Source organism: Actinomadura nitritigenes (assembly GCF_017573545.1).
Lineage (GTDB): Bacteria > Actinomycetota > Actinomycetes > Streptosporangiales > Streptosporangiaceae > Spirillospora > Spirillospora nitritigenes.
In genome coordinates this window covers 104,954-115,907 of the sequence record NZ_JAGEOK010000005.1, presented here as the reverse complement: position 1 = coordinate 115,907, position 10,954 = coordinate 104,954, and the positions used below count along the sequence as shown (strand labels likewise).

Sequence of the window (10,954 nt, the reverse complement as noted above, 5' to 3'; positions counted from 1 at the left end):
TGATGGGACGGATTTCGGTCGCGGACGGCTACTACACCCTGGTCAACATGTTCACGGTGCGGCCGGAGGACCAGCGCCGCATGTACGACGAGATCGTCGACGTCACCGGCGTCATCAGGCGTTTCCCCGGCTTCGTGTCGGCCAACGTGCACCTGAGCGAGGACGGCACCCGGGTGGTCAACTACGCGCAGTGGCGCAGCCGCGAGGAGTTCGAGGCGATGCAGACCCACCCGAGCGTGCAGGACCACTTCAGGCGCTGCCGCGCGCTGGCGGAGATCGACTCGGTGTTCTGCTCGGTCGACTTCGCGCACGGCGGCGCGGCCGGCGCGCCGGCGGGAGGCGGGCGATGACGATCACCAACGGCGGGCGGCCGCTGCCCGGCCCGACCCGGACGGAGGCGGCGCCCGAGGACGCGTGGCTGCGCTGCGACGGCTGCGGCGCGCTGGTCTACGGCCGCAAGTTCGACCGCAACCTGAAGGTGTGCCCGGACTGCGGGCACCACGGGAGGCTGACCGTCTGGGAACGGCTCGAGCTGCTCCTGGACCCCGGAAGCCTGCGCCGCTTCGGCGAGACGGTCCGCTCCACCGACCTGCTCGGCTTCACCGACACCAAGCCGTATCCCCAGCGGCTGGCCGAGAACCGCAGCCGGACCGGCAACCCGGCCGCCATCGTCTGCGGGCACGCGAGGGTCGAGGGCCGGCCGGTCGTCGTCGCCGCGCTGGACTTCGCCTTCCTGGGCGGCAGCATCGGCGCCGCGGTCGGCGAGCTCGTCGCGCGGGCGGCCCGGACCGCGCTGCACGACCGCGTCCCGCTCGTGATCATCTCGGCGTCGGGCGGGGCCCGCATGCAGGAGGGCGCCATCTCGCTCATGCAGATGGCGAAGACCAGCCAGGAGCTCAACCGGCTGCACGCGGCCGGGATCCTGGTCGTCAACCTCAACCTCAACCCCACGTTCGGCGGCGCGACCGCGTCGTTCTCGATGCTCGGCGACGTGATCATCGCCGAGCCGGGCGCGCGGATCGGGTTCGCCGGTCCCCAGGTGATCCGGCAGACGATCCGCCAGGAGCTGCCGCAGGGGTTCCAGACGGCGGAGTACCTGCTCGACAACGGCCAGATCGACATGGTCGTGCCGCGCGAGGGGCTCCGCGCGATGCTCGGCCGCGTGCTGCGCCTGCACGCCCCCCGGCCGCGGAGACGGACGCCGGAGGACGCGGGGCGTCCGCCCGCCGCCACGGTGACCGACCCCGGCGCGCTGGAGGAGCGGCCCGCCGCCGACGTGGTGGCGCGGGCGCGTTCCGTCGAGCGGCCGACCACGCTGGACTACTGCGCCTACATGTTCGGCGACTTCGTCGAGCTGCACGGCGACCGCGCCCGCGGCGACGACCCGGCCGTGGTCGGCGGGCTCGCCGACCTCGACGGCCGCACGGTCGTGGTCATCGGCCACCAGAAGGGCCACGACGTCGCGGAGATGGTCCGGCGCAACTTCGGGATGCCGCACCCCTGGGGCTACCAGAAGGCGTACCGGCTCATGCAGTACGCGGCCAGGTTCGGGTTCCCGCTCATCACGTTCGTCGACACGCCGGGCGCGTACCCCGGGATCGAGGCGGAGAGCAACGGGCAGGCGTTCTCGATCGCCCGGTGCCTGGAGCGCATGTCGGACCTGCCGGTGCCCGTCGTCTCCGTCGTCACCGGGGAGGGCGGCAGCGGCGGTGCCCTGGCGCTGGCCGTCGCCAACCGGGTGCTGATCCTCGACAGCGCGTACTTCTCGGTCATCAGCCCGGAGGGCTGCTCGACGATCCTCTTCGGCAGCGCGGCCGCGGCGCCCCGCGCGGCCGAGCAGCTCCGCCTGACGCCGCCCGACCTGCTGCGCCTCGGCGTCGTGGACGGCGTGATCCGCGAGCCGGGCGAGGGCGCGCACGCCGACCACCTGGCGACCGCCGACCGGATCAAGGCGGCGCTGCTGGAGCAGCTCGACGCGCTGGCGGCGCTGACCGCGGAGGGCCCCGGCCCGCTCGTCGAGGCGCGCTACCGGCGGTACGCCGGGTTCGGGGACCCGGCCGGGATCACGACCACCGAGGACCAGGACCATGGACAGCGTTGACACCGGCGCGGGCGCCGGGGACATCGAGCGGATCCGCACCCTGAGCAGCACCGTGAGGGAGATCGTCGACGGGCTCCCCGGGCGCGTCCAGCGGGTGACGGTCCGGGCGGGCGAGCTCTCGGTCGACCTCAGCTTCCACACGCCCGAGGGCGGGACGTCCGCCGCCGCGGCTCCGGCCGCGGCGGCCCCGGCGGTCCCCGCGGCCGCCGCGGCCGAGGCGGGGGACGGCACGGCCGGCGAGGCCGTCCGCGCCCCGCTCGTGGGCACGTTCTACGGGCGGCCGTCCCCGGACGAGCCGCCGTTCGTCGAGGTCGGCGACGTCGTCGAGGAGGGCCAGCAGGTCGCGCTGATCGAGGCGATGAAGCTGTTCAACGCGGTCACCGCGGCCGTCCGGGGCCGGATCGCCAAGGTCCACGTCGCCGACGGCGACATGGTCGAGTACGACCAGCCCCTGTTCGACCTGGTGCCGGAGGGCTGAGGAGGACGCCGTGTTCAGCAGGGTGCTCATCGCCAACCGCGGCGAGATCGCGGTCCGGATCATCCGGGCCTGCCGCGGGCTCGGCCTGTCCACCGTCGCCGCCTACTCGACCGCCGACGCGGACTCGCTGCACGTGGCGCTCGCCGACGAGGCCGTGTGCGTGGGCCCGGCGGCGCCGCGCCAGAGCTACCTCGACATCCCCAACGTGATCGGCGCCGCGCTCAGGACGGGCGCGGACGCCGTCCACCCCGGCTACGGGTTCCTCTCCGAGGACCCGTACTTCGCCGAGATCTGCGCCCAGAACGGCATCACCTTCATCGGCCCGCCGCCGGAGGTCATGGAGTCGGCGGGGGACAAGGCGATCGCGCGCCGCCTCATGGGGGAGGCGGGCCTGCCGCTGCTGCCCGGCACGACCGAGCCGGTGGCCTCCCTCGACGCCGCGCTGGAGGTGGCGGACCGCGTCGGCTACCCGGTGGTGCTCAAGGCGGTCGCGGGCGGCGGCGGCCGGGGCATCTCCATGGCGGCCTCGCGCGCCGAGCTGCGCGAGACGTACGCCAGGACGCGGAGCGGGGCGCAGGCGGTCTTCGGGGACAGCCGCGTCTACCTGGAGCGCTACCTGCCGGTCGCCCGGCACATCGAGTTCCAGGTGCTCGGCGACGCGCACGGCCGGATCGTCCACCTGGGCGAGCGCGACTGCTCGGTGCAGCGGCGCCACCAGAAGCTCGTCGAGGAGGGGCCGTCGCCGGCCCTGGACGACGACCTGCGCGCCGAGATGGGGGAGGCGGCGTTGAGGGGCGCCAAGGCCCTCGGCTACCGGGGCGCGGGGACCGTGGAGTTCCTCCTCGACGACGACGGCCGGTACTGGTTCATGGAGATGAACGCGCGCATCCAGGTCGAGCACCCGGTCACCGAGATGATCACCGGTGTGGACCTGGTGACCGAGCAGATCAGGATCGCCGCCGGGGAGCCGCTCACCCTCGACCAGGCCGACGTGCGGCTGACCGGGCACGCGATCGAGGTGCGGGTCAACGCCGAGGATCCCGACCGCGGCTTCGCGCCGACCCCCGGGACGCTCGCCGAGTTCCGCGCGCCCGGCGGCCCCGGGGTGCGGATCGACTCGCACTGCGTGCCCGGCGCCGCGATCCCGCCGTACTACGACTCGATGATCGCCAAGCTGATCGTCTGGGACCAGGACCGGCCCGCGTGCCTGCGGCGGCTGCGCACGGCGCTGGACGAGCTGCGGGTGGAGGGCCCGGGGCTGCGCACCACCGTGCCGTTCCACCGGCGGGTGCTGGAGCACCCGGTGTTCCGCGCGGGGGAGACCCACACCGATTTCGTCGACCGGCATCTGCGGGGGTGAGCGGCGATGACGACGAGCGACGTCTGGTTCCTCGGCGGGCCCGCCCCGGCGGAGGCGGACCTCGTCCTGTTCTGCGTGCCGCACGCGGGCGGCGGCGGTGTCGGCTACAAGTCCTGGAGCGCGATGCTGCCCGCGTCCGTCCACGTGCAGCCCGTCCAGCTGCCGGGACGGGAGACGCGGGCCGCCGAGACGCCGGACTTCGACCCGGCCGACCTGGCCCGGGCGCTGGCCGCCCGCGCTGGGGGGCTGCGCTACGCGATCTACGGCCACAGCATGGGCGGGGTGCTCGCCCAGGAGGTGGTCCGCGAGCTGATCCGGCTGGGCGAGCTGCTGCCCGAGCGGCTCGTGGTCGGCGCGAGCCACCCGCCGCACATCGAGAGCGCGTGGGTCGGCCGCTGGCGGGGCCTCCGGGACGAGGAACTGCTGGAGGAGATCACCGCGCTCGGGGGCACCCCGGAGGTCGTGCGGCGGCATCCGCGCCTGCGGGACCGGCTGGTGCGCGTGCTGCGCGCCGACGTCGGCTGGCTGTCGGAGTACCGGCTGCCGCCGGCGGAGGAGATGCCGAGGGAGCTCCCGGTGCCCATCGCGGCCATCGCGGGCGCGCGCGACCCGATCGCCCCGCCCGAGGCGATGGCCGCCTGGCGCGAGCTCACCTCGGGCGGGTTCGCGCTCACCGTCATCGACGCCGGCCACTTCTTCCACCTGGACGCCCCGGCCGAGATCGCCGGGCTCCTGCCGGCCGGGCCCGCCGCGGCGAGGACGCCGGCCGGCCCGTGACGGCTCCCGGTCACCCGGCGTGTCAAGAGGCCCGGAGGTGAGCACCGTGTCACCGGCGCCGCCGGAAGATAAGGGCGCCCGGTGGCCGGGTAATTTGGGCGCCCGGTGCAACCCTCCGTGATGCGGGCTCTGCATTCCGTCATTTATTTGCCGCGAAGATGATCACTCGCATTCGCGGTGACTTGTGCCGCCGTCGGTATCGGGCGTTCATCGCCTCGTCAGCGGACGTTATATGCGAGGGCCTCGCCGTTTCTGCCGGACCGGCGGTCGCGGTGGCCGGATACGGCCAACGGATCCCTTGAATCGCGCCGGGCCTGGACATAGATTCAAATCACCCGAACACTGCTAGGTTGTATGCGATGTAAACGTGGCGACCAGCACGCGATGAAGGGGGTTCAAAGACGGCGGCCGGCGCATTTGCTAGAAAGTTGAATTAGTTTCCGCCTGTGTTGGTCGGATGTTTCTTTGCGGTGCCGGACGGTGTCCGTAGGTGGCGGACACCGGGGCGGCGAGTGCAACTGGGGATGATGATTCCATGCAGTTTCGACTGTTGGGCGGTCTTGACGTCTCTACGGGCGGTGAGGAGCGGATCATGCTCCCGCCCAAGCTGCGCACCATCATGGCGATGTTGCTCATACTGCACGACCAGGTCGTTCCCACCAGCCAGTTCATCGACGAGATATGGCTGGGGGACCCGCCGGTGACGGTCGTGGCCACCATGCAGACCTACATCTACCAGCTCCGCAAGCTCCTCGGCATCGGCGAGTCCGGGCACGAGCAGGGCATCGCGCTGCTCACCGAGCCGTCGGGCTACCAGCTCCAGGTGGCCCCCGAGTGCATCGACGTCCCGGTCTTCGAGCGCTGCTTTCAGGCCGGCCAGAAGGCGTTCGCGGATGGCGACTACGCGCGGGCCGCCAACTCGCTGGAGAGCGCCCTCTCGCTGTGGCGGTCCCAGGCGCTCGCGGACGTCCAGAAGGGACCGTTCCTGGAGTCCTACGCGGCGCACCTCGAGGAGACCAAGATCCAGGTCACCGAGTTGCGCATCGACGCGTACCTGCAGCTCGGACGGAACCTGGACGCGATCCGCGAGCTGAAGTCCCTGATCATCAACCAGCCGCTGCACGAGGGCCTGCACTCCAAGCTGATGCTGGCGCTGCACCGGTCCGGCCGCCGGCACGAGGCGCTGGCGGTCTTCGGCCGGCTCCGCCGCTCCCTGGTGGACGAGCTCGGCATCGAGCCGTCGCCGCCGGTCCAGCGGCTGCACCGCGCGCTCCTCGCCGCGGACCCGTCGCTGGACCTGCCCGCCGTACGGGCCGCCGAGGACGTGCTCACCGCGCCCACGGTGGTCGCCGTGCCCGCCCAGATCCCCGCCGACATTCCCGATTTCATCGGCCGCGATTTCGTGCTCGGCCGGCTGGAGCAGACCTTCCTGCAGAACGGAAGAAAGCAGGCTCCACCGATGGTCTCGATCACCGGAATGGCCGGGGTGGGCAAGTCCGCATTGGCGGTCCGGCTCGCCCACCGGGTCCGGCAGCGCTTTCCGGACGGTCAGTTCTTCGCCGCGCTGCGCCGCAACGGGGCGGCGGTCGATCCGTCCGATGTGCTCGCCGACCATCTGCACGCGATCGGTTTCGCGCACAGCCAGATACCGGCCGCGCTGGAAAGCCGCAGTCAATTGTTCTGCAGCTGGTGCGCGGATCGCCGGGTGCTCATCGTTCTGGACGACGCGATGAGCGAGGAACAGGTGCGGCCGCTGCTGCCGGGAAGCCCGCAATGCGCGGTGATCATGACGAACAGGTCACCGCTCTACGGGATTTCCGGGCTGCGGACGTTCGAGATCAATCCGCTCGCGGAGGACGACGCGATCGAGCTGCTCGGAATGATCGTCGGCCGCCGGTGGAGCGGTCCCGAGCGCAAGGCCGCCCGTTCCATCGTCGACTACTGCGAGAACCTGCCGCTGGCCGTGCGCGCGGTCGGCGCCCGGCTCGCCCGTCCGGCCTCGCCCTCGCTCGACCGGTGGGTGGCGAGCCTGGAGTACGGCCGCCGGCGCATCGAGGAGCTGTGCTCGGGCACCTTCGACATGTGGACGCGGCTGGAGCAGAGCTATCTCGAGCTCGACGACTCCGCGCGGGCCGTCCTCCTGCTGCTCGGCCGGCACGCGCCCGCCCGCTTCGGCGTCGACGAGATCGCCCGGTGGTTCCAGATCGACTCCTTCGAGCTCGAGCGGATGCTGTCCACCCTCGTCGACGCCCGGCTCCTGCTCGTCGACGCCGACGGCGCGGGGGAGACCCGCTACACGCTCCTCTCCATGATCCGCGCCTTCGCCCTGGAGCGGTTCACGGCCGAGCTCGGCGAGCACGGCGAGGGCGTGGACGCCGCCGACGGAACCGTCGACGACGATTGGGACGAACCGACGGTCCCCCTCGCCCCGCCGCCGCGGCAGCTCGCGCTGATGAGGCCGAGCCCGAGCCACTGACGCCGGCCTCGCCGACGCGTCCCTCTCAGTATCCGATCGCACCGTCAGGCACGCGGGCGACCGCCCAGCCTCCGCTCCAGCTCCCCATGCTCCCCACTACCGCCGCCTCCCATGCTCCCCCCACCGCCACCTCCGGGCCCGTCGCGAGCACCGCCGCGAACGCCGCCGAATCGCCCGCACCGATCGCGCAACTCCCCGGCTCCAGCGCCGTCGCCGGGGAGAAGGACCGCGCGCTGTGCCGGGTCGTCTCACAGCCGGGCGTGCGCCGCGCGCAGGCGTTCCTCGTCCGGGCGCGCCGCTCGGTCGCCGGACACCTCGTCGGCCCAGCCGAGCAGGCGGTGCAGGTGGTCGTCGACGAGCGAGGCGGCGATGCCCGGGTCTCCGGCCGCGATCTCTCCGCCGGTGCCGTCGATGGTGATCAGCGTCCCTTCGGGGACGACGCGCTCGCCGACCCGCGCGCACCCCGCCTCGGCGTCGACGGTGAGGTCCGCCGCGTCGACGACGGCGGCCTTGCCCATGGCCCGCGCGACGACGGCGGCGTGGCTCGCCGGTCCGCCGCGGCTCGTGACCACCCCGGAAGCGGCGGCCAGGCCGTGCATGTCGAGCGGTGAGGTGACGGGACGTACCAGGATCACCGGCCCGCCGGCGGCCATGCGGACGGCCCGGTCGGCGGTGACCGCGACGCGTCCGGTCGCGACGCCGGGGCATGCCCCCCGGCCGCGCGTGAGGAGGTCGACCCCGTCGCCGGTGCGCATCCGCGGTGTGCCGGCGCTGCGGAGATGGTGCGGTGAGATCCGCCGCAGGGCCGTGCGCCGGTCGATGAGCCGTTCGTCGGCGAGGTCGACGGCGACGCGGACCGCGGCGCGGCCCGTGAGGCCGCCGGGCCGTACCTGCAGGAACCACAAGGCGCCGGTCTCGAAGGTGAACTCGACGTGGCAGGCGTCGCGGTAGTGCCGTTCGACGCGGTGCAGGGCGGCCACGAGGCGTTCCCATACCGCCGGCTCCCGGCCGGCGAGCTCGGACAGCGGCCGGGTGCTGGAGTGCCCGGCGACGACGTCCTCGCCCTGCCTGCCGAACAGGACGTCGCCGAACGGCGAACCGGCGCCCGTGTTCGGGTCGCGGCTGAAGGCGACGCCGGTACCGCTGCGCTCGTCCCGGTTGCCGAACACCATGGCCTGCACGATCACGGCCGTGCCGAGGTGGTGCGGGACGCCGTGCAGCTCGCGGTACGTGACGGCGCGCGGGTTGTTCCAGGACGAGAAGACCGCCCTCACCGCCGCCCGCAGCTGACCCATGGCGTCGTCGGGGACGGCCATGGCGGCGGACGGCGCGGCCGGGTCCGCGGCGTCCGGGAGCGCGCTCGAAGCGCTCGCGAAGCTCGCGAGGAACCGGCGGCGCGTCTCGTCCGCGAAGGCCGGGTCGCCGGTCTCGGCGGCCAGCGCCGCGGTCGCCTCGGTGGTCAGACCGAGGTCGAGGACGGTGCTCATCATGCCGGGCATCGACACGGCGGCGCCCGATCGGACCGATACCGCCAGCGGGCGCGGGCCCGCGCCGAAGCGCCTTCCGGTCGCGGCCTCCAGCCGGCGGACGGCGGCGGACAGCTCGGCGTCGAAGCCCGCCGGAAGGCTCCCGTCCCGGAGGAAGGCCCGGCAGGCGCGGGTGCCGATGACGAAACCCGCCGGCACCGGCAGGCCGAGGCGTCGCAGGACGACGAGGCCGTGGCCCTTGCCGCCGAGGACGTCCGCCGGTTCAGCGACTCTGGCAGCGAGGGGATGGATCCAGTCCATCGGAACGCGGTTCACCGGCGCGGGATGCCGAGGGTGGCGAGCTGGTCCTCGTGGAGCTGGAACCACACGGTGTGGTAGGCCGTGGTGCTGTCCGTCAGATGCTCCAGCGCACCGGACCGGGCCCGGTCGAGCGCCGCGGTGAGCCGCACCCGGTACCGCCCGAACCGGGGCAGCGCCGCGGACAGGTCCGCGATGACGGCTCCGGCGCGCCGGTCCAGGTCGGCGAAGCGGTCCAGGACCAGGGCGTCGTAGGCCGGGTCGGAGTGGTCGTTCGGCGCCATCGTGCCGTCCAGGGCGCGCAGCTGCCATGCGGAGCAGAGCTCCAGCAGCTCCGAGTTCAGCACCATGAACCTCTGGTAGGCCGCCGTCAGCGCCTCCCGGGTACCGGCGGAGTCGAGCTCGCGGACGGTCCGCCGGGCGTCCTCGGCACGGCCGGCCTCGGTGAGGCCCCAGGCGCCGTGCTCCCCGGGTGACCGAGTCACCCACCCGGCCACGGCGAGGTCGATCAAGTGGGACTCCGCGTCCGCTTCGGGGAGCCCCGCCGCGTCGGCCACGCGGGGCAGCCCGGCGTGGCCGACGCACCGGAGCACGTGCAGCACGATCGACGTGCTCATCGTCCGTTCCCTCCGCTCGGCGGCTCGGCCGGCGCGGCGGCGGTCGCCGCGGCGTAGGCGGCGCCCCTGCCCTCGGCCCGAGCGACGATCTTCCCGTCCCGGACGCGCACGGCGGCCTCGGTGTCCCCGGCCGTGCCGGCGCCCGCGGCGGCCGCGAGCGAGCCCCGCTCGTCGAGGACGAGGCGCATCGGCGGCCCGGCCGCCGGCCCGAACGCCCGCCGCAGGCACACGGCGAGGTCGGCGATCCGCAGCCGGACGAGCGCCCCGACCTCGGCGGGGTCGTCCGTCACCAGCGCCACGGTGACGGCCTCTCCCGGCCGGTGCGCGCGAACCGCCTCCTCCGCCGCACCGAGACGGCCCGTCCCGAGGACCACCACGACCCCGTCCTCAGCCCAGCCGACGGGATGACCCGTGATCGCATCCGCCAGGTCCGCGGGCGGCGTCCAGGTGTCGTGGCACACGCGCGGCGCGGCGACGTACGGCAGGTGAGGCGGGTCCCAGGCGTCGTCCGCCTCGAGATCGGCGAGACGCCGGCAGGCACGGGCCACGTCGAACGGGTCGCCGAAGCCGGGCGCCGTCTCGGCGAGATGGCCCGCCCCGTGCAGCAGGGTCAGGATCAGCTCCGCCGACCGCACGCGCCGTCCCGCCCCCGGCCCTCCGCACGACTCCAGGGCGAGAGCCACCAGCAGGGCCTCCAACCTCGCGAGCTGGGCCATCGCCGTGCGGCCCGGCTCGTCGCCGAACACCCCGGTCAGCGAGCGCGCCTTCAGCCTGCCGGTGTCAGGCGCGTCGCCGGCCAGCGGCAGCCGCTCGAGCCAGACGCGGGCGAAGGCCTCCGCCCCGTCCGCCCCGTCCGCCGGGCCGGCGGCCTCGAACGGGCCGTCCGCGGCGGGCTCGTCCCGCTGGACGGAGTCGAGCAGCACCGCCAGGTACAAGGACCGCTTGCTCGGGAAGTTCGAGTACACGGCGCCGCGCGTCAGTTCGGCGCGGGCGGCGATGCGGTCGACCTTGGCATCGGCGAAGCCGTGCTCGGTGAACTCCTCCACCGCCGCCGCGAGCACGGCGGCCCGCGTCCGAGCCTGCTGCTGCGCCCGGGTCAGCCGGACCATCGGATCCCCCTCGCGTTCCTCGACCTCGCTCAGGATACTCAGAACATCCGGATGATATGAACATCTGAGTTCGCCTCCGCAGACTCGGCGCCCGGGAACCCGTGTGCCGCGCTATCGCTGGATGACCGAGCGAAGCCAGGCGAGTCGCTGCGTGTCCTCCCCGGCCTCGGTGACCTTCTGCCCCCTCGCATCCGGGAGCGTCCGGCCGCACGACCCGGAGGTCCGACTGCTTGAGGTCGGGGGAGCGGCAGG

9 protein-coding genes are annotated in these 10,954 nt (G+C 73.6%); 6 read left to right on the top strand and 3 right to left on the bottom strand.

Translation table 11 applies throughout. The features are described 5' to 3' along the window. Positions 1-2: 2 nt before the first annotated feature. The 6 genes from J4557_RS08680 to J4557_RS08655 all read left to right on the top strand — a co-directional run bounded on the left by J4557_RS08680 (position 3) and on the right by J4557_RS08655 (position 7,192). Positions 3-350, top strand: coding sequence for an antibiotic biosynthesis monooxygenase family protein (locus J4557_RS08680; RefSeq protein WP_208265925.1), 348 nt, complete (start codon positions 3-5; stop codon positions 348-350). Next, positions 347-2,101 carry an acetyl-CoA carboxylase carboxyl transferase subunit alpha gene (accA, locus tag J4557_RS08675; RefSeq protein ID WP_208265924.1) on the top strand — a complete coding sequence of 585 codons (1,755 nt, stop codon included), beginning with the start codon at positions 347-349 and terminating at the stop codon, positions 2,099-2,101. Before J4557_RS08680 ends, accA begins: the two co-directional genes overlap by 4 nt. After that, positions 2,088-2,579 (top strand): acetyl-CoA carboxylase biotin carboxyl carrier protein, encoded by a 492-nt coding sequence (locus J4557_RS08670; protein ID WP_208265923.1) that lies wholly within the window; start codon positions 2,088-2,090, stop codon positions 2,577-2,579. Before accA ends, J4557_RS08670 begins: the two co-directional genes overlap by 14 nt. Before the next feature lie 10 nt (positions 2,580-2,589). After that, positions 2,590-3,939, top strand: a complete 1,350-nt coding sequence (gene accC, locus J4557_RS08665) for an acetyl-CoA carboxylase biotin carboxylase subunit (RefSeq protein WP_208265922.1) — start codon at positions 2,590-2,592, stop codon at positions 3,937-3,939. 6 nt (positions 3,940-3,945) lie between these two features. Then, positions 3,946-4,716, top strand: a complete 771-nt coding sequence (locus J4557_RS08660) for a thioesterase II family protein (RefSeq protein WP_208265921.1) — start codon at positions 3,946-3,948, stop codon at positions 4,714-4,716. 592 nt (positions 4,717-5,308) lie between these two features. Beyond that, a complete protein-coding gene (locus J4557_RS08655; RefSeq protein WP_208265920.1) occupies positions 5,309-7,192 on the top strand; it encodes an AfsR/SARP family transcriptional regulator in 1,884 nt (627 codons plus the stop codon). Positions 7,193-7,440: 248 nt separating this feature from the next. On the opposite strand, the gene J4557_RS08650 is transcribed toward J4557_RS08655, so the two are convergent. The 3 genes from J4557_RS08650 to J4557_RS08640 are packed head-to-tail and all read right to left on the bottom strand — an operon-like array spanning position 7,441 to position 10,702. Next, positions 7,441-8,994 carry a pyruvate, phosphate dikinase gene (locus J4557_RS08650; protein WP_307799549.1) on the bottom strand — a complete coding sequence of 518 codons (1,554 nt, stop codon included), beginning with the start codon at positions 8,992-8,994 and terminating at the stop codon, positions 7,441-7,443. Further along, complete coding sequence (locus tag J4557_RS08645; RefSeq protein WP_208265919.1) at positions 8,991-9,593, bottom strand: transcriptional regulator; 603 nt, start codon at positions 9,591-9,593, stop codon at positions 8,991-8,993. The genes J4557_RS08650 and J4557_RS08645 overlap by 4 nt, the downstream gene beginning before the upstream one ends. Continuing rightward, on the bottom strand, positions 9,590-10,702 hold the full coding sequence (locus J4557_RS08640) for a TetR/AcrR family transcriptional regulator (RefSeq protein ID WP_208265918.1): 1,113 nt from the start codon (positions 10,700-10,702) through the stop codon (positions 9,590-9,592). The genes J4557_RS08645 and J4557_RS08640 overlap by 4 nt, the downstream gene beginning before the upstream one ends. Positions 10,703-10,954: the final 252 nt, after the last annotated feature.

Excerpts from the sequence above, each read along its gene's own strand:
- J4557_RS08680 (WP_208265925.1), top strand. The coding sequence starts at position 3 with ATGGGACGGATTTCGGTCGCGGACGGCTACTACACCCTGGTCAACATG.
- J4557_RS08670 (WP_208265923.1), top strand. The coding sequence starts at position 2,088 with ATGGACAGCGTTGACACCGGCGCGGGCGCCGGGGACATCGAGCGGATC.
- J4557_RS08655 (WP_208265920.1), top strand. The coding sequence starts at position 5,309 with ATGCTCCCGCCCAAGCTGCGCACCATCATGGCGATGTTGCTCATACTG.
- accA (WP_208265924.1), top strand. The coding sequence starts at position 347 with ATGACGATCACCAACGGCGGGCGGCCGCTGCCCGGCCCGACCCGGACG.
- J4557_RS08640 (WP_208265918.1), bottom strand. The coding sequence starts at position 10,702 with ATGGTCCGGCTGACCCGGGCGCAGCAGCAGGCTCGGACGCGGGCCGCC.
- J4557_RS08660 (WP_208265921.1), top strand. The coding sequence starts at position 3,946 with ATGACGACGAGCGACGTCTGGTTCCTCGGCGGGCCCGCCCCGGCGGAG.
- J4557_RS08645 (WP_208265919.1), bottom strand. The coding sequence starts at position 9,593 with ATGAGCACGTCGATCGTGCTGCACGTGCTCCGGTGCGTCGGCCACGCC.